Annotated in this window: 19 protein-coding genes and 2 pseudogenes; 4 read left to right on the forward strand and 17 right to left on the reverse strand. The window is 39.6% G+C overall.

What is annotated here, in order from left to right:
- Positions 1 to 103: 103 nt before the first annotated feature.
- Positions 104 to 1588 carry an IS1182-like element ISMac1 family transposase gene (locus MA_RS13970; protein ID WP_048066386.1) on the reverse strand — a complete coding sequence of 495 codons (1485 nt, stop codon included), beginning with the start codon at positions 1586 to 1588 and terminating at the stop codon, positions 104 to 106.
- Positions 1589 to 1874: 286 nt separating this feature from the next.
- On the opposite strand from MA_RS13970, the gene MA_RS13975 reads away from it, so the two are divergent.
- Together MA_RS13975 and MA_RS25620 are read left to right on the forward strand one after the other, a co-directional pair.
- Positions 1875 to 2675, forward strand: a complete 801-nt coding sequence (locus MA_RS13975) for a group II intron maturase-specific domain-containing protein (RefSeq protein WP_011022639.1) — start codon at positions 1875 to 1877, stop codon at positions 2673 to 2675.
- A gap of 135 nt (positions 2676 to 2810) precedes the next feature.
- Positions 2811 to 3598, forward strand: a pseudogene (locus tag MA_RS25620) (ISH3 family transposase); the annotation flags it as partial.
- A gap of 382 nt (positions 3599 to 3980) precedes the next feature.
- On the opposite strand, the gene MA_RS13985 reads toward MA_RS25620, so the two are convergent.
- The 15 genes from MA_RS13985 to MA_RS27140 all read right to left on the reverse strand — a co-directional run bounded on the left by MA_RS13985 (position 3981) and on the right by MA_RS27140 (position 17220).
- On the reverse strand, positions 3981 to 4415 hold the full coding sequence (locus MA_RS13985) for a hypothetical protein (protein ID WP_011022640.1): 435 nt from the start codon (positions 4413 to 4415) through the stop codon (positions 3981 to 3983).
- Positions 4416 to 5880: 1465 nt separating this feature from the next.
- Positions 5881 to 6654 (reverse strand): tyrosine-type recombinase/integrase, encoded by a 774-nt coding sequence (locus MA_RS13995; RefSeq protein ID WP_083755938.1) that lies wholly within the window; start codon positions 6652 to 6654, stop codon positions 5881 to 5883.
- Positions 6578 to 7099 carry a hypothetical protein gene (locus MA_RS14000; RefSeq protein WP_048065487.1) on the reverse strand — a complete coding sequence of 174 codons (522 nt, stop codon included), beginning with the start codon at positions 7097 to 7099 and terminating at the stop codon, positions 6578 to 6580. Before MA_RS14000 ends, MA_RS13995 begins: the two co-directional genes overlap by 77 nt.
- Positions 7100 to 7898: 799 nt before the next feature.
- Complete coding sequence (locus tag MA_RS24635) at positions 7899 to 8339, reverse strand: UbiA family prenyltransferase (protein ID WP_011022641.1); 441 nt, start codon at positions 8337 to 8339, stop codon at positions 7899 to 7901.
- 8 nt (positions 8340 to 8347) lie between these two features.
- Positions 8348 to 8704, reverse strand: coding sequence for a hypothetical protein (locus MA_RS14010; protein ID WP_157860247.1), 357 nt, complete (start codon positions 8702 to 8704; stop codon positions 8348 to 8350).
- 773 nt (positions 8705 to 9477) lie between these two features.
- Positions 9478 to 10152, reverse strand: a complete 675-nt coding sequence (locus MA_RS14015) for a phosphoribosyltransferase (RefSeq protein ID WP_011022642.1) — start codon at positions 10150 to 10152, stop codon at positions 9478 to 9480.
- Between the two features lie 131 nt (positions 10153 to 10283).
- On the reverse strand, positions 10284 to 10994 hold the full coding sequence (locus tag MA_RS14020) for an SDR family NAD(P)-dependent oxidoreductase (protein WP_048065489.1): 711 nt from the start codon (positions 10992 to 10994) through the stop codon (positions 10284 to 10286).
- Positions 10995 to 11438: 444 nt separating this feature from the next.
- Positions 11439 to 12149: an SDR family oxidoreductase gene (locus tag MA_RS14025; RefSeq protein WP_048065490.1), complete on the reverse strand. Its 711-nt coding sequence runs from the start codon at positions 12147 to 12149 to the stop codon at positions 11439 to 11441.
- A 255-nt stretch (positions 12150 to 12404) separates the two neighbouring features.
- Positions 12405 to 12665, reverse strand: a complete 261-nt coding sequence (locus MA_RS14030) for a UBP-type zinc finger domain-containing protein (protein ID WP_011022645.1) — start codon at positions 12663 to 12665, stop codon at positions 12405 to 12407.
- Complete coding sequence (locus tag MA_RS27135; protein ID WP_157860248.1) at positions 12638 to 12811, reverse strand: hypothetical protein; 174 nt, start codon at positions 12809 to 12811, stop codon at positions 12638 to 12640. Before MA_RS27135 ends, MA_RS14030 begins: the two co-directional genes overlap by 28 nt.
- A 3-nt stretch (positions 12812 to 12814) precedes the next feature.
- Positions 12815 to 13564 (reverse strand): DUF1670 domain-containing protein, encoded by a 750-nt coding sequence (locus MA_RS14035; protein WP_011020881.1) that lies wholly within the window; start codon positions 13562 to 13564, stop codon positions 12815 to 12817.
- Positions 13552 to 14382: a DUF1670 domain-containing protein gene (locus MA_RS14040; RefSeq protein WP_052279173.1), complete on the reverse strand. Its 831-nt coding sequence runs from the start codon at positions 14380 to 14382 to the stop codon at positions 13552 to 13554. Before MA_RS14040 ends, MA_RS14035 begins: the two co-directional genes overlap by 13 nt.
- Positions 14383 to 14581: 199 nt before the next feature.
- Positions 14582 to 15418, reverse strand: coding sequence for an ABC transporter permease (locus MA_RS14045; RefSeq protein ID WP_011022647.1), 837 nt, complete (start codon positions 15416 to 15418; stop codon positions 14582 to 14584).
- Between the two features lie 3 nt (positions 15419 to 15421).
- Positions 15422 to 16408 (reverse strand): ATP-binding cassette domain-containing protein, encoded by a 987-nt coding sequence (locus tag MA_RS14050; protein WP_085984847.1) that lies wholly within the window; start codon positions 16406 to 16408, stop codon positions 15422 to 15424.
- Positions 16409 to 17046: 638 nt separating this feature from the next.
- On the reverse strand, positions 17047 to 17220 hold the full coding sequence (locus MA_RS27140) for a hypothetical protein (RefSeq protein WP_157860249.1): 174 nt from the start codon (positions 17218 to 17220) through the stop codon (positions 17047 to 17049).
- A gap of 323 nt (positions 17221 to 17543) precedes the next feature.
- Here MA_RS27140 and ppcA point away from each other — a divergent pair, with 323 nt between their 5' ends.
- Both ppcA and MA_RS14070 read left to right on the forward strand, forming a co-directional pair.
- Entirely contained in the window at positions 17544 to 19124 is a 1581-nt protein-coding gene (gene ppcA / locus MA_RS14060) for a phosphoenolpyruvate carboxylase (RefSeq protein WP_011022649.1), read from the forward strand.
- Between the two features lie 814 nt (positions 19125 to 19938).
- A complete protein-coding gene (locus tag MA_RS14070) occupies positions 19939 to 20754 on the forward strand; it encodes an alpha/beta fold hydrolase (RefSeq protein ID WP_011022650.1) in 816 nt (271 codons plus the stop codon).
- Positions 20755 to 20838: 84 nt separating this feature from the next.
- On the opposite strand, the pseudogene MA_RS14075 reads toward MA_RS14070, so the two are convergent.
- Positions 20839 to 20955: pseudogene (locus tag MA_RS14075) on the reverse strand (response regulator); the annotation flags it as partial.
- Between the last annotated feature and the right edge of the window lie 108 nt (positions 20956 to 21063).

Raw genomic sequence — 21063 nt, forward strand, 5'->3', positions numbered from 1 at the left:
GATGATAACAGCAGGCTGTCTCATAACCATTTTAAATTGTACAATTGGGTAATACCCATTTCATTTTTATTTCATTTCAACAATGAGAGATAATTTTCATGGGTCAACATAGAGTATTTGTTATTCTCGCTCGAATTCCCCCTTTATTCCATCCTTTACTTCCTCCTCCAACTATCATTTTCAGCATACTTTTCAGGTTTTTCCCTTCTCTTTTTATAAAGTCTGCTATTTTCTTTATATTATGTACAGTACACATCATAACAAATTCAATTCCTGTCTTCCTTTTTCCTCTCAATAAGAATTCTCTGAACCCTCTATCCTGTTTCATCTGACCAAACACAGGTTCTACGGTAGACATTCTTTTCTGATACTTTTCCGTCCCCTTCTCTGTGTTCAGTTTATCCCTCATATCCTCCATCAAATGTTCCCTAGGATCTCTTGTTATTGTCCTTTTTCCGCTCTTAGTACATGCATTTTTCAGCACACACTGAGAACAATAGCTACATACATAATACCTTAAATCAGGTTCACCTTTCCTCTTTTGTATTCTTGTAAAGGGGATTTCAAATGCAGCAGGACAATAATAGCAGTCTTTTTGTTCATCGTATGTAAAAAGAGACTTCCTGAACCTCCTGGTTTTTCCTTCTTTTTCAGCTTTATAGAAATTGTCAGGAATATAAGCATCAATGCCTTCTTCCTGTAAAAATTCCAGATTCCCATATGAGAAATAACCTGCATCTGCAAGCACTATTGTTGGTTTATATCCCAGTGTGTTTTTTACATTCTGTATCATTGGTTCTATTTGATGAAGGTCGTTTTCTTCGTTGACAACGTCTGCTGCAACGATTATTTGCTCTTTTTCATCAACAGCAACCTGACAATTGTAGGAAGGTTTCTTGCTTCCATCTTTATGCTTCATAATTCGAGCATCGTTATCTGTGATGTTTATTTTTTTCAGCTTTTCTTCATCAAGCTTCTTCTTAGCAGCTTTTATTTTTTCCAGTCTTTTCTTCTTGTCAACAAGCTCTTCTGGAATCTGATATGGTGTCGAGTCACCATAAATTTCATCTTCATGTTTATCTGTCTCAATACTCTCTTTGAGTATCTTATCTATTTCTTTTTCGAGAGCATCCGAACTCTTGCTCTGTCTTGATGAAGCATTTGCCTTAACCTTTGTTCCGTCAATTGAGATACTGGAACCAATCATATCCATTTCTTTACAAAATGTAACAACATGGGAAAAGATTTCTTTTATAGGGCCAAGATGAGTTGAACGGAATCGACAAATCGTATGAAAATCAGGTTTTTGCATGGCTGCCAGATACATAAATGCAGTATCAGTTTGAGTCATTTGTTGCAGTTTACGTGAACTTCTAATGCCTATAAGGTAACCATAAAGTAATATTTTTAAAAGAGGTTTTGGATGATAGGCTGGGCAGCCTTCCTTAGAGTAAGTGGATTCAATAGCAGTGATATCAACGACATCTACGATGTCGTTTAGTACTCTGGCGATATGGTTTTCAGGAACAAAATCTTCCAGGGCTAACGGAAGTAAAAACTGCTGCTTTTGATCGTACTTTCGAAACATGGGAAACACTGGAATTTGTTTTGTAAAAAAGATAAAGATTACGGGTTTCTGACCCAAATGTATGATAGAGTATAGTTTTGAGACAACCTGTACAATGTATTTTTATTTGGTATTGTTAACTAAATATAGATAACTCTTTATTTCTGTGTTTCATCAATAGAAGAACAGAGTACTTTAGCATTTCAAGACTCTTCGTGAGACTTTTTATTATTTTCTGGTTTTTCGTTTTCCCTCTATATCGTGCAAAACAATAAAATAATAAAAAGTCTCTAAAAACAACATTCCAATGGACAAGTCAATTCTGTCCCAATTCCTGAAAGCGGGTTTCATTTTTGATGGCACATTCTTCAATACGGATAAAGGTACGCCTCAGGGAGGGATAATCTCTCCGATCCTAGCCAATATGACTTTGGATGGGATCGAAAAACTCCTCAATGAGCATTTCCGTAAAATGAAAGTACATTTCATCCGTTATTGCGACGACTTCCTGGTCACCGTTCCATCAAAGGAAATAGCAGATGAAGTACGCAAAGTCATCCGTGATTTTCTGGCAATCAGAGGCCTTGAACTTTCTGTTGAGAAAACTATAGTTACTCACATTGATGAAGGGTTTGACTTTCTTGGATGGAACTTCCGCAAATATAAGGGAACACTTCTGATTAAGCCATCCCAAAAGTCAATTGAATCCATCACTCAGAAAATCAAGAATATTGTCAGTAAAGCTAAAGCGTGGACACAAGAAGAACTCATCAAAACTCTTAATCCGATAATTAGAGGATGGGCAAATTATCATCGTCACATAGTAGCTAAGAATGCGTTTAAAAAACTCGACCACTACCTGTGGAGAGTTACTTGGCAGTGGGGAAAAAGGAGACATCCTAATAAAGGGCACAAATGGGTTGCAAGCAAATATTGGCATTCAGAAAGAAACAGAAATTGGATATTTCAGACAATGAATACAAAGCTAATAAAGTTCTCGGATATCCAAATCCGTCGACACACAATGCCTAAACTTGATACCAACCCTTATAAGGACAGGAAATATTTCCTGAAAAGAAAGGAACGTATCCAAAAGCAGACACCTTAAATTCTAACCAAGACCCATTTTTTTTTGGAGAAAGCCGCCCGAAGGGGTTGTGAAATGCGCGAGCGAACTGCGGTGAAAGTCGCACGGTTTGTTCCTGGAAGGGGAGGACAGGAGTAATCCTTCCTTCCTATTCGACAAATAGATTCGTCTAATGAGAAATACGTGATACGTGGCCAAGCTAAAAAGTCAACAAACTCTTTTTACTCATACATCTCCCTCTACATCACTAATAAGAACGAAAGATTTACTTTATCTGTTCTTCCCGTAGAAAAGAAAAAAACAAAGGTTGAATACCTCTATTTTATCAACCTTATCAAAGGGCTGAACTTCAAAATTAAGGTTCTTTGCTTGGATAGAGAGTTTTATTGCACAGACGTGTTTGAATTCCTTCAAAAAAACAATATTCCACACAAGTTCCAGTTGTTAAGAAATGAAAGAAGAAAAACAGATCCTAAAGGGAAACAAAGCAAGGTGTGAACAATATGTTATGAAAAACGCAAAGAAAAGAATTCATTTGGATATTGTTGTTGATGTCAAGTATTTAAAAGGTAAGAGAGAAAAAAGGATGTGAAAATCTTGACTTTGTGGTTTTTGGCGTTAATTGGACTCCAAGAAAGATTAGTACTGTTTACAGAAGAAGATTTGCAATTGAATCGTCATACAGAATGAGGAATATAGTTAAGCCAAAGACATCAACTAAAAATGCTAATATTAGGTACTTCTATACACTGATATATACACTGATATCTTTTCTGCTAAAAAATGTATGGTTATACCTTCAGAAAAAATATTTTACAATCTTAAAAAGAGGGCCGCAAGTTATAGATGAGGATAAGTTCAGATTTGAAATGTTTATATTACTCATCGAAGAATGGCTTAGACGGAAGTTAAGGGTTAGGATAATGGTGGAGTGTCTAAGGTAAAAAAGTCGAGGAGAGATTTTTAGCGAAGTACTGAAGTTAGAAAAAAATCATTGTTTCGTCTTCAAGTTCTTCATAATTTCCATGGCTTCCGGATTCTGCATAAGAACCTGAACCAATGCCGGAATATTTTGTTCTAATTTTTTAAGTTCTTCAAAATCTTTTCTTAGTTCATTTAGTTCCGATCTTTCGATAACAAATGTATCTTTTTCTGCTAATTCTTATTCATATAAGAGGACAACTCAAAATTGAAGCTCGAAGCACTTCGTTCGTGTAAGAGGACGGCTCAAAATTGAGCTGTCACTTCAGGGAAGTTGGTACGAAAAGGAAAGGGTGACAAGCTGGCCTTCGAAGAAAAAGTCACAAAAAGGAAAACAAGAAATAGTTATGTTTTTTCATTTTGAACCAACGATTCAAATATATATTTAATATAAAGCATGGCAACAATAATACATCCGCAAATAATTATAGTTGCTGTTATGTAACCTATTAAATCGCTTAAAGGATATTGATTGAAATATTTGAATATAAGCGATGTAATGAACAACTGCATAAATACAAACATCAATAATGAATCGTATTTTGCCACATTTTTTTCAATAAAAACAACATATAATATATAATGTCGACCTGCCGAATATAGGATATAAAATAAAGAGCAGAAATAAACTATAACATCCAATATGTAAATGTAATAGCTTTGATTATAGTTTTCATTGAGTAAATATAAACCTATTAGTAAAATTGTATAAGCGAAAAGTAGAATTCGTTCAGTTTTTCGTCTTTTTTTTAGATAATAATTTATAGAAGTTTCTTCCATATGAGTTCCTCTATCTAATCTAATAGGTTTGTCAAAAGTTCTTTAACCTTTTGCAAAGGATTTCTATAGGACTATATGGAAACTTTATATGCATTTATCTAAGCTTCTTCTTTTAATATCAGACGCCTTAAGGTGCCTTCACATTTATAAAAAACCATAAACAATAACAAGAGCCACAATTAAGAAGGCGCCTTAAAGCGCCTGCTATCAGGTAACCGCTTATTCAAGTTTTTCTATAAATAAAACGAGTAACAATAAAAAAGTATAGAATTCCATCAAATAGAATGATTTTTGTATTAAATTACAATGATGGGTTTTTTTGGGGAGTTAAGAGAGAACTGAATTCTAAGTATTCTCGGCTTCGTACAGGAGAAACAAAGGCTCGGGATTTCAGTTGCATTTTCCAGTTCTCTCCAAATACAGTATTAATTTTTTAAGTACTTATATCTTTTTATATAGGAAAGTTTTTCTAAAAAAACACAATTTCTCCAAAAACCCACCTTACATTCACAACTACAATACCTTAAATTTAGTGGAAAACTCCCTTCCTTTCAATCCTACCCTTTCTCTAATTTATTTTAAACAAACATTAGCTGGTACTGGGTTTTTTAATTTCAGAAAAGTGAGCATATATTTTACATATCTCTTCTACCTTAACCGCATTTACTTCTTTCATTTGACCTGATTTAATAATAAACAGGAAAAATCAACTTAGTTTGATAGATATACATAATTTTTATGTTTTCTATATATTTCATTTGTGAAATCTTTATAAATGATTAAGAATTAGGCTTATCTGAGTTTCAAAGTGCTAAAAGATGTTTTGGTAAAAGTCTCTTTTTTATACGATCCCTCAAGGAAGTAATGATTATCAAGAAAAGGTAGGCATTTTGGCGCTTTTACGGATAAGAGGTTAAGACGATGATTCAAAGTTCTGTTTTAAATTTTTTGATATTCATTCTCATACTATCCATTCCCATCATGCTACTGGATAAAGCAGGAGAACGTTATCCTAATTACAAAAGAAACTGTGATATAATTTCGTATGTTTTATTTTCGCCTATCGTTGTTTTATTTGCAGCATTGGCAGGGCCATTAGCTTTCCAGAACATCCTTAACTATACAATTACTAATCCTAAAACAATTTCCTCGTCGGATGCAACAAATTACACACTAACCGCATTTCTAGCAATAGGCATAGTGAGTTTATTTAACTTCCAAAGTAATCGGTAAAAATTCCAGTGGTTTGGCTGGATTGAGTGGTAAGAGGTGTTTAAATGGTAAAATACTGTAATAGATGTCAATTGACTTATGAAGACGATACATTAACTTTTTGCAAGGAATGTCATAATTTACTCGAATTCAAAAAAAGAGGAGGAACTCCGAAATCTGATAAAATCATTAAAATATATAAAGAAATCCGTCTTGAAAATGAGTTAAAACATAACTGAATATCTATAAGAAATCATTGTTTCGTCTTTAAATTCTTCATAATTTCCATGGCTTCCGGATTGTGCATGAGAACCTGAATCAATGCCGGAATATTTTGTTCTAATTTTTTGAGTTCTTCCAGCTCTTCCTGCATTCGGATGAATTCGGTTCGCTCCACGGCTGCCGTAGCTGCGGCCCTGGCAAACGCCTCTGATTTGGTTTTCATCCGAATGAAGTCTGGATGTTGTGTAGGGTCCAGCTCTTTTTCAATTGTGAGATACGGGATGAATTTTTGGTAGATATTCCTTAGCTTTTCTGGTTGGGCTCGGAAATATGCTGCTTGGGCCTCTCCAATTTCATGTCCCATTAGAAAGTCAACAAAAAAGCTATCTGCTCCCATATTTAGTAAAGCACTGTTTAAATATTTTCTCATGTTATGACTTCTAACTAAATTCCAGTGCCCCTTTGGGGTGCTCTTATGGGTTTTTGAAGAGATTTCACGATACATCTTAAAAATGGCGTTTGTGGTGAGTTTCCTAAGTTCTTCGTCATGGCTTTCATGGTATTTTTCCGGGACCTTTTCAGTTATAAAAAGATAAGAACCCGGCGTCACTCTTTGCTTTTCCAGTTGCCTTTCCCGTTTAGGGTCTCTTGCTTTCGGCGTCCTGGCTCTATATTCAAGATAAAGTTTTATGGCCCGCGTGCATTCCGGTGACAGGAACGTTACAAAATCAGTTTCGCTTTTTTGTCTCCGCTTTGAGCGTGCATATTTCAGTTTCTTTATCGTATCCTTTGTTAAAACCTTCAATCGTTATTTCTGTAATGTCTTCTGCAGCTAATCCACTCGAAATGCCGGTTAACATGATTGCGGCCTGCAGGGGATTACACACTTTCAGGGCTTCCTGGATATCTTCTTTTTCTGGTATATCCTCGTGTCTCTTTAGTGGCTTGATCTTTGTTTTTGTCCCAACCTTAGGTAATTCAATGTAAAACTTCGTGAAAAAACTCTTCACACCGGTCAGTCTTATTGAAATCGTTTTAGGCGCAAGTCCGGCATCCACCAGATGACGGTAAAACAGATTATAATCCTCGAAAATCCTGCGCTCATCCATGAGTTTTCCGGCTTTAATGTCTGCCTTCGCTTCCTCTATTAATTCTGTTGGTGTTTTCCCGGTAAACTCGGTGTAATCCTGTAATGCTGACAGGTACGCGCTTATGGTGTTCCTCTGATCCCTATGACCCGCTAGCCACAATTAGACCTTGGGATCTTCCTGCAAGTCTGCCCTTTTCAACGTTTGTTGCCTCCAATGCATTATAGTCTATTTTACTAATATTTACCTATTACTGTAAATGAGCGATTACTATAATGCCTATAATGACGGAAAAGCAAAATATATCTGAGAATTTGGACAATCAATGCTCTTAAGTAATGACACTTTAAACATATATGAAAACAAAAAAATCGGCTCTTCGCTATTTCCTGTGGGTTAGAAATATTTGCATAGTTATAAAGTAGCCAAACCAAAAAGAGAAATATTGAGCTTGAATATGATTTTCAACGGCAAATGTATCTAAATTTTATAGATGTTCTTTCAATATTTAGGAGGTGGATTTAAGTTACCCACTCGAAACAGCGAAGAGCCAAAAAATCTTAGAATAATTGAAAAAACGTTTCTTTTCAGTTTGTTCTCCAACCGTTTTGAATCCTTATTGGAGAATTCCATCTAAATTTTTATTCTCTCTTAATTTTTCTCTTACTGTTCTCTTAATTTTTCTCTTACTGTTCTCTTACTGTTCTCTTACTGTTCTCTTAATTTTTCTCTTAATTTTATCCAACTTGCATTTTTCAAAATTAAATTTAGAGAGAAACGTGGTTGAAAAACAAATCAGCTCGTAGATCTGTATGATGATTTTCAGATAATATTTAGTACGGAATGTGGAGGTGGCGAAAAAATTTTGGAAAACCTTATTAAAAAAATAAACAATTTAAATATAAATAATTTAAAAATAAACAATTTAAAAATAAACAATTTAAAAATTTAAAAATTGAACTTAATTTGCAAGAAGCATTATGATAGGAGCCATCACCACATAAGTGCCGTCCAGAAGGGTATACTGTAAAAGCAAATGACCTCTCCTGTAAGGTTCATGAACGAGGTATTCGATGAGAAATGCAAAATAAGGCAATGAAACAAGCAATCCCAGACAGGCGGGAGGAAAAGCCCCAAGGAAAAACCCGGCAAGTGTGAGAATTGCTACTACCCCGTTTATGAAATGGAGGAAATATTTCGTTTTCCGGATGCCCAGAACAATAGGGAAGGTATTAACACCATTGATGCGGTCGGCTTCAATATCCTTCATATCATAGATAATCGAATTCATCGCTTCATTGAGAACGGTACGGAAACAGAGAAGGGGCAGAGCTATAAAGTTGCCTGTCTGGAAATATATTCCTGTATAAAGGACAACAAAACTCAACCCGATTCCGACCATCAGGCTTTTTACACCGAGGTAATCCTTTGCACGTCTCCCCTTTTTTTGAATAAGGTTTTCTTGATGTCGGTTGTATAAAGGGCAAAATAAAAGATTGTTAAAACAATTAAGAGCCCCAGTTCAAATTTTTCGTGAAAAGCAAGAAATATCCCGAGTAAGGTCATGCTAACGGAAAAGGCCAGCAAAAACGGTTTGCAGGCAGTTACTGTAGAAGAAATGATATTGTCAACTGCTGCATCTTTATTGCCTTCGATTAACCTGTTCGCTGTATACAGTCCTGTTGTAATTGAAAACCAGACCAGTATCGGATTTAGCGAAACCGGTTCTGACAGCAAAATATTCGTAATCAGTGCTAGGCCAGCCATGGAAAGGCCGACAATTGTTCCTGAAGAAAAGACTAAAGCCAAAAATCTATTCATCTTTTTCACCTTTCAAAATTTTGTTCCTGTATTCTGCACATCCTGAAAAAATTCGGATGAAACTTCGGTTCTTTTTTACTGTGCGCTCCTTTGCGAGCCGATACTACAACTCAAAATTAATTCTCAGAATCTCAGATTCAGAACATCAACCGGGTTGCTTATCGCAGAAATTATTTCTGAAACTTCATTGAATTGAGAACAAAGTTGGTTTTAGGATCAATTTTATAATTATAAGAAAAGTAAATCAAAACCAGAGAATCAAAAATTCGTAACTATCGTCCTATGGAAAGACAACATCAATACCCATCATTCTCAGGGTCAGAGCTCTTTGAAGGCGTCAAAAAAGCTCAAAGAATAATGGGTAGTGGGGGCGAGTCATTGATCAAATCTGAAAAACGAGCACATACTCCATGTTTAAAATAAATATGGAGAGACTTGGAGGCTTCTGTTTTTCAGTAACTCACCCCCACGACCGAATAATGATATGTTGAAGAATAATGATGTGTTGAAGAATAATGATGTGTTGAAGAATAATGATATGTTGATATGTAGGGGGTTTTAAAGAGAAAAAATTGTAACAAAAGTTAGACAAATGATATGGAAATCACACAGGAAAATATATGAAAGTAATACTGGAAGAATATGTGGAAACCACACAGGAAAATATATAAAAACAGTCTCGGAAAAGATGCTTGAAAAGTTTCTGACCTGAATTTCGTTCAAGTTGATAGTGCAGATTGGTCAAACTCATGGGCTTTAATTTCTTTTTCATTTATCCTCTCCCTGAGCAGGTCAAGCACTTCTTCATCCGAAACGTCATACCAGTTTTCGTAAGCCTGAGCAACGGCCCTGAAATTGATAGGTATATCGAGTACAACAAGTTCGTCGGCTTCTTTTTCAATCACTTTTGCTGCCATTCTTCCTGTTACAGGCACAGCAACTACAATTTTTCCTGCTTTCCGGGCTCTGCAGAGTTCGATGGCTGCCCGCATGGTAGAGCCCATGGCAATCCCGTCATCGACAAGGATCACAGTTCTTCCTGAAAGCTCAGGCAGAGGATTTCCCCTTCTTAAAGCATTTATGCGTCTTTCGACCTCAGCAATCTGATCCTGTTTGATCCTTTCAATGGTTTCCCTGGCAAGCCAATAACTGGCATTTTCAAAAATAAAGGTGCTCCCGTCCTCGGCTACTGCTCCGAATCCGGCTTCCGGGTTGTCAGGAAAAGGCAGTTTCCTTACAATTATAAGGGAGAATTCAGTACCCAGCTTCCTTGAAACCTGCAATCCCACTTCCACTCCTCCGCGTGGAATAGCAAGGACAATAGGGTTTTTATCCCTGTACTTTTCAAGTACCTGGGCCAGTTTCTCTCCAGCATCTTTACGGTTTTTGAACATGCTTCCACCCTGTTTCAGAATTTGTCATCTTTCAGAGATTGTCTCTTTTTTGTCTCTCCTTTGTCTTTTTTTGTCGCAGTTATCTCTCTTTGTCTTTCTTTATCGCTCTTTCAAACAGAGCAAAACCTGAATTAAACCACCCTTATAGGAGGCCTGTAAATCTCAATTGAAGAGCCGGAAGGAAGAGTCGTTTCCGGCAAACAGAGCTCAAGAACTTTCCTTGCCACGTCTTCGGGTTTCAGGACGGGTTTATCCGAGTGAAGTGAGTGATACATATCCGTATCCACGCTGGCAGGGCAGACAGCATATACCTGAAGACCTCCTGCGATTTCATAAGCGACAGACTCGGTAAAACCTATTACTGCAAATTTTGAGGCACAGTATATCGAGAGTTTGGGTATCCCATGCTTTCCTGCACCTGAGGATATATTTATGATCCTTCCTTCTCCCCTCTTAAGCAAATGGGGAAGGGCGTACTTTGTGCAAAAAAACATACCTTTTACATTCGTGTCCATAATAGTTTCATATTCTTCTGTTGAAGTGTCCACAAGATACTTTCCGTATGCTACCCCTGCGTTGTTTATGAGGATATCAATCTTCCCAAAGGTTTTTACTGCCTCTGAAATCATTTTTCTGACTTCTTCTTCTTTTCGGATATCTGTCCCTACCGCAAGCGCTTTTCCACCCACCCTTTCTACCATCCGGGCAGTTTTTCGAATCTCTTTTTCTGTCCTTGCAGCAATTACAATATCTGCTCCCTCTCTTGCGAGTGCCAGGCATATCGCCCTTCCAATCCCTCTTCCCCCACCGGTTATAACAGCTATCCGACCTCTCAATTTCATAAAAATCACTTTATTTAAGTTATCAGAATAAAGGATATGTTTTTGGAAGCAGTATTTCTAAAATCAAGTTCTAATTAATCATTCGAATCAGAGATATGAATCAGGCGTTCGAATCATATTTTTGAATAGGTATTGGGGTCAGGCATTCGAATCATATCTTTGAATAGGTATTGGAGTCAGACATTCGAATCAAATATTTGAAATCGAATCGGTCCCATAGATGAATCAAATCCAGTATCTAATTGCTTTTTCTTAATTTCTTCTATAATCGATAAAGTAGAGGATTGAAAAAACTTGAAATAACTCTCTTCAATATCCCTAAAAAAGAAAAGGGAATTTTCCGGTAGATAAGGTATTCACAGAGTCATTACAGAGTACAGAGTCATTACAGAGTCCGGTAAGTTCTGCAGAACTCCGGGTTTTTGTCTTTTACTTATTTAATTTTCAAATTTGAGGGATAGGTAGAGCACTTATTTCTATTATTTTTCCGGACGCAACTCTTGATTCAGGTGAGGCTATCTCCAGAACTTTTTGTGCAACATTCTCAGGTTTAAGTTCAGGTCTGCTTTTATAGATTGACCGGTACATATCCGTGTCCACAGCACCCGGGCAGATTGAATAAACCTTTATCTGCCCTTCCAGTTCGGCAGCGATTGCCTCGGTTACGCCGTTTACCCCGAATTTTGAGGCGCAATACACGGAAAATTCAGGAATCCCGTGAAGCCCTCCTATTGAGGAGATATTGATGATCTTCCCGTTCTTGCTTCTTCTCAGATATGGAATCGCATACTTTGTGCAGAGGAAGACTCCTTTCAGATTCGTATCTATAATTTTATCGTACTCTTCCACGGTGGTTTCTTCCAGCCGCTTTTTTAACGCCACCCCTGCATTATTAATAAGAATATCAAGCCTGCCGCATTTGTCAATAGTTCTTGAGATAAGGCGTCTTACATCTTCTTCATTGCGCACGTCAACAGGAATCTCAAATGCTTTACTTCCCATGTCTTTTAATTGATCCTGAGTTTCCTTGGATTCACTCTCATTCCTTGCAGCAATTATGATATTCACACCCTCTTTTGCCAGAGCGAAACAAATGGCTCTTCCTATCCCTTTGTTCCCTCCTGTTACAAGGGCTGTTTGACCTACTAGACTCATTACTATCCCTTTTATCAAGTTATTTTTATCTATTTCTTTTTTATTAAAACAATGCTAAAAAGAGGGATATATTTTTGGAAACTAAGTTTCTGAAAAAAGATTCGTTTTTTGTGAGAACCAGGCTTTTGAGCTGTTTTTTTCGTTTTTGGTTCTCAAATTCTTACTGCAGGCACTTTTTATTTTATCCCTATCATTCTAGGAATTCACAGGACGGTACTTGCGGGCATCGGAGAGATATTTCTTATTTCGACTCCTTCATTTTAGGTACTCCCGGTCGATATAACAATACTTCCAGTTCTCACCAGGCTGGTAAGATTGAATTACAGGATGTCCGGTTTCTTCAAAATGCTTTGTTGCATGTTTGTTTTTTGACTGGTTACAGCAACCTACATGCCCGCAGGTCAAGCATATCCTGAGGTGCACCCAGCTATCCCCACTTTTCAGGCATTCTTCACAGCCCTTTTCACCGGGTTCAAAATTCTCTACTTTTATTGTGTCTCTGTGTGTGCATACCATAGAATTTCTCCTTCTCCCTCTGAGTATTTCTTTCTTTTTTCCGATAATTTTTCTTTTTTCCGATAATTTTTCTTTTTTCCGATAATTTTTCTAAACCCCCATTTGACCGATAGGCACTCACACTTGCCGTAGTTTGTTTCGCCCATCACTCATTCCTCCTCATTTAAAATTCTTATGTATTCTTCTACTAGGGATTTTCCCATTCCCAGAATTTGTGCAATTTCCTCACTTTTCATCGTTTTGCTAAGCTTTTCTACCTTCTTGTATGCTTTAATGTACCTATCACACGCTTCCTGCGTGTGATTTGTCATTCTTGCAATATCCGGTGTTTGATATCCTTTTATGTACAAGTTTAGTATAATCCTCTTGTGAGTGACTGCTCTACCAATATCATGTATGATTCCTCTTGTTGGCAATATCTCGCCTGTTCTTTGCATATACTCCTTTGCCTGTTTGCTTACCGTACCCGTGGAAACATTTAGCAGATATGCCATATCAGAATGTGTTAGCAGTGCTTCCTGTTCATATGCCTCTTTAAATATCCTAACCACTTTTGTTTCCATTATTTCTCTATCTGAATACCCTTCCTTCTTCATCTCCAGGTCATCTTTGGAAATCAAGGTCAAAACAATTGGTGTTAATGGTGTTTTCTTACTGTTTTTACCATAATTCGGCTTCTCTGAAGCCTTTGCTCCATACCACAAAATCTGTCCAACTTCTAGTTTCCATGGCTCTCTATAAGATTTCCTCACCACTTCCACGAGATCATTGGCAAACATTTCCTGAATTTTGTCACCTGCAATAAACTGGTAATCATTTTGTATCAGATCCAGAACTGAACCTTTCAGGGAGCTTGTTACCTTTGTTTCAATCATTGAAGGTACTTTCATCTTCTCCATCTCCCCGAACTGTTTTTTGGACCTGTTTCCGTGTTCATTCTGCTGATCTCTTTTTTTCCAAAAATGCTATGAAGCTGGTCTAAACGTTCCTGATATTCCTCGGTAGAATAAGTCTCAATCAGCTCTTTGTATTCCTGAATTGTTTTTTCAGAAAGCCCTGTTATGATCCTGAGTTCTTCATCTTCGAATCCCTCTTCAGTCAGCACCAGTATTCTTGCAAAATCCTTTACATAACGCATTATGGCTTCGCCACTATGTTGGGTCTTTCTCTCGATCTCAGTATATTCGTACCCTTTAAGATATAGCTCCAGAATCCGTTTTTTGTGGCTTACTCCGGGACCTATATCCTTCCATTTTCCTCTGGTTGGAACCAGTTCTCCATTCTCTTCCAGCGCTTCTATATGTCGTGAAATTGTCTTTGTACTCTCTCCCAGAAGAATTGCGATGTCAGCCTGGGTGAGCAAAGCGCCCTGAGTGTGTGCTTCATTACTTATGCGCATGATCCGTTTATCCAGCAGCTCTCGCTGGTTCTTAACTTTGCAGTCTTCAGGGTCGTAGATAGTGATAATGACAGAAACCAGATTCATCTCATTAACTGGTACGCCAGGAGGAACGTCTTTGGAAACTCCATGGAAGATAATCTGGCCTTCTTTGCGCTGACTGCTGAAATATAGGTCAATGTAAGAAATGAAGAGCTCAGACAGAGATCTGCAAACAGCACGAGGAAAGGAATAATCCTGCATCAGTTCATTGTAAAGTTGAGTCTGTAATTGGCGATTAAAAGTTGAGAGATATTCTTTTGGGATTTTCAAGACCATTAGTGCCACCAACAATGTTTTGGTGACAAGAGTAGATAAACAATCGGTCAGAAGGGGGTATTTTCTTTTTTCCGATAATTTTTCTTTTTCCTGAATACTTTCTTCCGAATACTCTCTCTATTTTGAACAATTCCTCTGTTCTGAATACTTTCTCTTTTTCGAATACCTTTTCTGTTCTGATACGCGGACCACGTAGCAGTTACGTAACTGTGACCTTGCTAAATCTCCACCTTGCAATCAAAAACATAATTCCTGCAAAAGCCAGCAGGGCAAGATAGGAAATAAAAATCTGTTCCGGCGTGTAGGTATAACGGATTCCGATTGCGGAAAAGTCGCTCCCAATTGCAAAATACCTGATCCCGCTGACAAGATGCGTGAGCGGGTTGATTATAGACAGGGCACGTAGCAAAGGCGGGAAAGAGTTCACGGGATACAGGGCATTGCTTGTGAAAAAGAAAGGCATGGTAAGCAGGGTTATTACTGCCTGCATCCCTTCGGGGCTTTCCATTGTTATTGCGATTGCAGCCGAAAGGAAAAGAAATCCGAGAGAAAACGTGCCCACAAAAACCATAATCCCAATAAGGGAGTAAGCTATCTGCATCGGAGTATATCCTTCAAAAAACTGGACTCCGAGCAAAAGCCCGAACCCCATGATCACGGCTGCCTGGATAAAGGATTTTGTCATACCGGAAAGCCCTATCCCTATGATCACATGGATTCTCGGAATAGGACTTGAAAGGGTTTCGCGCATGAGCCCCCAGTTCTTGTCAAAGAGAAGCACGGTCCCTCCGAACAGGCTCGTAAAAAGTGTGGTCATTGCGATAACGCCTGCACCTATGAAGGTCAGGTAACCTACAGTCCTGACATTGGGGTCAACCGGCAGGGTTGAGGTCAGCCTTTCAAAGTTGTTTGACATTGCAATCCCGAAAAAGGCAAGCCAGAGAGCGGGCTGGACAAGAGAGGCAAAGAGGAGGGTCCTGAACCGGACAAACCTCAGCATGTCCCGCCAGTAGATGGTAAGAAACCCTGTGCGCATCTCTTAGCGCCCCCCTGCCCTCAGGACTACCACCGAACCCTTTTCTGCTCCGCTGTCCCTTAATTCTCTTCCTGTATAGTGGACAAAAACATCATCCATTGAAGGCTTTTTGAGGTTTACTGCCCTTATCCTTATCCCCCCGCTTCGAAGCCTGTCCATGATCTCGGGCAGCAAGTATGTCCCGTCCGTATTGATCATGACAACTATTCCTTTTGCTTTTTCCCTGATTCCTTTCACACTGTCGAATTGCCTGAGAGACTCTGTAGCTCCCATATTGTCGCTGGTTTCCAGGTAAATAAGGTCTTCCCCAAGAGCATTTTTTAATTCCCAGGATTTGCCTGTGACGATAATTTTCCCGTGGTCTATGATGCTTATCCTGTCGCTGAGCTGATCGGCTTCGTCCATATAATGGGTTGTCAGGAAAATGGTTGTGCCCTCTCGGTTTATATCCTTCACATATTCCCAGATCCTTATCCTCGTCTGAGGGTCAAGCCCGATGGTTGGCTCGTCCATGAAAAGCACTTTCGGACGGGTCATAAGCCCTCTCGCAATCTCAAGCCTGCGTTTCATCCCCCCGCTGAAGTGCCTTGTGAGAGTGTCTCGCTTTCCTTCGAGCTCGACCAGTTTGATCAACTCCTCAATCCTTTCCTGCCTTGCAACTTTCGGCATGGAATAGAGCCTTCCGTGATACTCCAGAATCTCCCTCACCGTCATATCCCGGTCAAGGGTAAGTTCCTGAAAAACAATTCCTATGGATTCCCTTACCTTTTCAGGCTCTGTTTTCAAATCAAAGCCTGCAACCCTTGCTCTTCCTTTCTGAACAGGCAGGAGAGTGGTAAGGACATTAATTACGGTACTTTTTCCCGCTCCGTTTGGTCCGAGAAATGAAAAGATCTCCCCTTCTTTGACCGTAAAACTGATCTTATCGACTGCCTTTACCTCGCCGAAAAAATACTCAAGGTCATTTACCTCTATAATATTGTCTTCCAGAACAGGTACCTCGCTTCCTCTTTACCTTAAAAGGATTGAACTTTCAATGATAAATAGGTATTTTGCCACAGGCCGAAAAACAGAATAATGAGAATCCAAAAATTGGATTATTCATCTTTACATGGTTGACTTTTTTGAAAAAACAATTTCTGGCTCAAAATCCTGAATTCTCTAGTTGCGAGTCGTAAGCTGCAGTCTGTTTTCCTTTGCTCAAGCAGACTAATTTGCAGATGAAAATCGGGAGCTTCGCTCAAGCAGACTATCTATGGGCTAAGAAGTGATCTGAGCAGCGTACTATCTATGGGTTAAGAAGTGATCTGAGCTCAAGCGGACTAATTTTGGGTTATAGTAGTGAGCTGCGTTCAAAAAGAATAATCTAAAGGTTATCAGTTACTTAACGTAAGAGAGCGGTATTCCTGCAAAAAAGAAAAAAACAGGAAGTAAGAATTCGAAGAAGCCGAAACCGAAAAAAAGCCGATATCTCACAGAGTCTCAGTAGAGGTAGAACAGCGTTTTAAAGGGTCCGAAAAGAGCCTGAAAAATCCTGAGAGGGCTTGAGATATTCTGAAATGAAAAAGTTGGTCCACAAAAGAGCAGCTGAAGATTATTTGATGATTTATTTGTTCTTCAATGCTTTATTAATGGTTTTTCATAAAAGCGCCAACCATGCCTTTTAATAGGGCTGCCAGGCTCAAGTCGTATTCCCTGCCACGACTTTCGGTTTTTGGGAGTTCGACTCTCTGCCTTTTGCAGGGTTCGTTTTTTGTACAGCCTTTTCCACTCAAAACTTCAGGGCGCTGGTCGCAATACATTTTGTTACCTCTAACTTATTATCTCAGATTTTTTTGGATTAAGTTTCAATGAAAGTTGAGTATCCTTTTAATATTGATATCTTTTAGATACTGTGTCTATGCTGTGCTTTAGTGCATTTATAGCAGATAGTTTCAAAGCCGATACCTTGATGTTAACTTTTTGTCAACGAAAACATTTATCTCTAAGTAAACATTCTTTTCCGCTACCATTTTGAATTAATATTGTGGTTGACAATAAAGTCGGCAAGCCAATTGAGACACTGTCCGGCGAGAAAAAATAAAATCTAAAAATTTACCCTATCAAACAGTGAGGATTCAATTTCATGAGCAGGAAATCAACTTATCCGAAAGTTATGTGCACGCAGCACCCGGACTCTGCGTCAAGGTATATTTCCACGCAGGAAGAGCCCGGGGAAGCCATTGAGGCTGCGGTGGTATTCGGCTGTGACGAGTATATGCCGGATTATGAGGGAAAGGCAACTCCCTATCATCAGAATGTCCAGATCGTATCCAGATTAATAGAAGAAACAGACCTGGTGCCCGGAAAAGATGTTTTTATCACGCCGAGGGCTCCGAGTGCAGTCCAGGAAAACAGGTTCAGACAGCTTATGGTCATGATGTCTATCGCCGAAGCCAACCACGGAGCCCTTGAATACTCGGACGTCCAGGCAATCAATGAATTCGTGCATCCCATGACAGGCACGGTAAGGGAAATCCTTGATGCCCAGCAGCATATGGTAGACGTTAGTGAGCTTGCAAAAAAAGAATTCGGGTTTGCAATGGAGGTCCCGCGTATAATTCCTCTTATAGAAGACGCTCCCGCCCTTCTGCACGCAAAGGAACTTACCGAAAACACGCTTCTTGCCTGGAAAGAGCGTTTCGGGACAGTCCCCGAAAAATTCAGGGTCTTCCTGGGCAAGTCCGACTCCGCTCTTTCTTTCGGGCATGTGGCAAGCACCCTTTCTTGCAAATACGCCATAAACGGACTTTCCGAACTTAACTTCGAACTCGAAACCGAAACAGGCATCGTCTTCGGAGCCGGGACCCTGCCTTTCAGAGGGCACCTGGACCTGAAAAATGCGGAAAATTTCTTCAGGGAATACAGGGGCATAGGAACAATCACCCTGCAGTCCGCTCTCAGGTACAGCCATGAAAAAGGGGATGCTGAAGCCCTGGTAGACCTTGCAAAGGAGAAACTTCCCGAAATCCCCGAGCTCTTTTCCGCTGAAGAAAAAGAAGAACTCGTAAACCTTATAGGGATTTTCGGGACAAGATACAGCCTCATCATCCGGGAACTGGCCTCTACCATAAACCGGCTTTCCGACCTCCTCCCCCAGCAGCGGGACCGCCTGATGCACAGGGGAAGCGGCGGTTATTCACGGAGCGCTCCCGATATTTCAGGCATAGTAAGCCTCTGCCGTACCGACATCGGAAAAGAACTATTGGCAAGCATGCCTGCAGAAGACCTGCACCTCCCTAGGGCCATCAAATTTACCGGGGCTCTCTACTCCATAGGTCTTCCTCCCGAATTCATAGGTACCGGGGCAGCTCTCAACGAAGCCCGGGAAAAGCTTGGCGATGAGGCATGCGAAAGGCTGCTTACGAAATATTTCCCCTCCCTTGTCAGCGACCTGAATTTTGCAACCGGGTACCTAGACCTCAATGTGGCTTCTCGCTTCCTTTCCGGAGCCTGCTTCAAGGAGGTCAGTAAAGATATCGAGATCCTGCATGAGACCCTTGGTCTCGAAACCCATCCCGAACCTTCATACCGCATCCTGCTCGAGATGATGCAGCCTGAACTCCTGCAGGCTGGGACCTCAGGGAACTGTATGGACGAGGAGGTTTCACAGCTCGTATGCTCGACCCTTACCAAAATGGGAAAAATAAGAAAGGCGCTGGGTTGAGGGTAAAAATTCCCTTTACCCTTTGAAGCCGGTTTAAATCAATTCTTCACAGGACGCCTCCGCCAGCTTTTCTGCCGGCCCTGCAAAAAAAGAAATAAAAAAGAGCTTTAGGACGAGTGTACTTCAAGTAGAATTTACTCTTTCTTTACCATTTGCCGCATGAACTTTGATTTTTCTGCTCTTTTTCTTCTTTTTTTGTCTTCCTGGGAAAGACAGCTCTCCTGCGTCTCTTTATTTTACCATTGTTTTTAGTTAGCCCTCTTGATCGAAACTCACTTTTCCAATAATAGTCTGCTTGATCGAAACTCACTTTTCCAATAATAGTCTGCTTGATCGAAACTCACTTTTCCAATAATAGTCTGCTTGATCGAAACTCACTTTTCCAATAATAGTCTGCTTGATCGAAACTCACTTTTCCAATAATAGTCTGCTTGATCGAAACTCACTTTTCCAATAATAGTCTGCTTGATCGAAACTCACTTTTCCAATAATAGTCTGCTTGATCGAAACTCACTTTTCCAATAATAGTCTGCTTGATCGAAACTCACTTTTCCAATAATAGTCTGCTTGATCGAAACTCACTTTTCCAATAATAGTCTGCTTGAGCGGAGCGAAACAGACAGCGCACTGCAGAGTCGCAACTCTGCCGAAACAGACAGCAGGCTCCCGAATCGCAATTCGGGCAGCGAAACTCGGGATTTGAAAAACAGCTATAAGGCAAAAAATAACAGCCTGGAAAAGACAAAAACCAGCTAAAAAACAAAACCCGAATAAATAGAAAACTTATACTTAAAGTAGCCTTATAATACATTTCATGAATCCTAAAACGATCCTGCCCTTTATCCTTATCTTCACAATTCTTTTCTCTGGCTGTACCGATTTTTACGGGGAAAAACCCTCTAAAGAGTTCACCGAATTTTCCCTTGATTCCTCTCCTGTAAAGTATGTTTCTGTTAACGGAATCGAGCTCGGATACAGGGAATTCGGATCAGGAGAGCCTCTTCTGTTGATAATGGGCTTTGGCGGGAAAATGGATACCTGGAACAAAACCTTTGTATGGGAGCTGGCGCAGGATTACAGGGTAATCACATTCGATAATAGAGGAGTTGGGTACTCTTCGGATTCCGGGGAAAATTATTCCCTTGAACTGTTTGCAAGTGATACTGCAGGCCTGCTTGATGCACTTGAAATTTCGAAAGCAAATGTCTTCGGAACCTCAATGGGGGCATCGATTGCCCAGGAACTAGCCATCAATTACCCGGAAAAGGTTGACAAGCTTATTTTCTCATCGGCATTCTACAGCGTTAATGCCCCTGAAGCCAGTCTTCTCAAAACTATGTTTGAATACTTTGCCGGTAATTCGGCAATGAGCCCACTAATACGAGAACAGGCAGATGCAAACCTGAGATGGAATGGCACCTACGAACGCCTGCCGGAAATAAAGGGTAGAACCCTGCTTCTGGTCGGTACGGAAGACGAGTACACTCCTCCGGGGATTTCACTTGCAATGGCAGAGCAGATTCCGGAAGCAGAGCTCATTGTCTTTGAGAGGGTAAAACACTCTGGAGAGCGTTATTTCCCGGAAAAATATTCAAGGGAAATCCTGAATTTCCTTAAAAAACGAACATGAATAAATCTGACATTTTACGAGCCCCATAAAACAAAAAATACTCCCACTTTCAGTTTCATTTCATGCAGCAAACTGCGCTACAGCCTATTTGAACCTCTGGACGTCAATGGATTTGGAAATGTAACCGCTGAATCCTGTCTTAAGAAACTTATCTTCGTCCCCTCGCATGGCATGGGCTGTAAGAGCAATAACCGGAATCTTTACCATCCATTTTTTATGCGAGAAGCACCTTTACGTTTTAAACCGGCTCTGAACTGATTTGCGTAAGCCCTTTTTCTTTACAGTTACCATACTTTTCAGCTCCCAACA

Source organism: Methanosarcina acetivorans C2A (assembly GCF_000007345.1).
Taxonomy (GTDB): Archaea; Halobacteriota; Methanosarcinia; order Methanosarcinales; family Methanosarcinaceae; genus Methanosarcina; species Methanosarcina acetivorans.

Excerpts from the sequence above, each read along its gene's own strand:
- MA_RS13985 (WP_011022640.1), bottom strand. The coding sequence starts at position 4,415 with ATGGAAGAAACTTCTATAAATTATTATCTAAAAAAAAGACGAAAAACT.
- MA_RS14045 (WP_011022647.1), bottom strand. The coding sequence starts at position 15,418 with ATGCGCACAGGGTTTCTTACCATCTACTGGCGGGACATGCTGAGGTTT.
- MA_RS27135 (WP_157860248.1), bottom strand. The coding sequence starts at position 12,811 with ATGGGCGAAACAAACTACGGCAAGTGTGAGTGCCTATCGGTCAAATGG.
- ppcA (WP_011022649.1), top strand. The coding sequence starts at position 17,544 with ATGAGCAGGAAATCAACTTATCCGAAAGTTATGTGCACGCAGCACCCG.
- MA_RS14070 (WP_011022650.1), top strand. The coding sequence starts at position 19,939 with ATGAATCCTAAAACGATCCTGCCCTTTATCCTTATCTTCACAATTCTT.
- MA_RS14025 (WP_048065490.1), bottom strand. The coding sequence starts at position 12,149 with ATGAGTCTAGTAGGTCAAACAGCCCTTGTAACAGGAGGGAACAAAGGG.
- MA_RS14035 (WP_011020881.1), bottom strand. The coding sequence starts at position 13,564 with ATGGAGAAGATGAAAGTACCTTCAATGATTGAAACAAAGGTAACAAGC.
- MA_RS13975 (WP_011022639.1), top strand. The coding sequence starts at position 1,875 with ATGGACAAGTCAATTCTGTCCCAATTCCTGAAAGCGGGTTTCATTTTT.
- MA_RS14015 (WP_011022642.1), bottom strand. The coding sequence starts at position 10,152 with ATGTTCAAAAACCGTAAAGATGCTGGAGAGAAACTGGCCCAGGTACTT.
- MA_RS14020 (WP_048065489.1), bottom strand. The coding sequence starts at position 10,994 with ATGAAATTGAGAGGTCGGATAGCTGTTATAACCGGTGGGGGAAGAGGG.
- MA_RS24635 (WP_011022641.1), bottom strand. The coding sequence starts at position 8,339 with ATGGTCGGAATCGGGTTGAGTTTTGTTGTCCTTTATACAGGAATATAT.
- MA_RS14040 (WP_052279173.1), bottom strand. The coding sequence starts at position 14,382 with ATGGTCTTGAAAATCCCAAAAGAATATCTCTCAACTTTTAATCGCCAA.
- MA_RS14010 (WP_157860247.1), bottom strand. The coding sequence starts at position 8,704 with ATGGCTGGCCTAGCACTGATTACGAATATTTTGCTGTCAGAACCGGTT.
- MA_RS14030 (WP_011022645.1), bottom strand. The coding sequence starts at position 12,665 with ATGGTATGCACACACAGAGACACAATAAAAGTAGAGAATTTTGAACCC.
- MA_RS27140 (WP_157860249.1), bottom strand. The coding sequence starts at position 17,220 with ATGTATTGCGACCAGCGCCCTGAAGTTTTGAGTGGAAAAGGCTGTACA.
- MA_RS13970 (WP_048066386.1), bottom strand. The coding sequence starts at position 1,588 with ATGTTTCGAAAGTACGATCAAAAGCAGCAGTTTTTACTTCCGTTAGCC.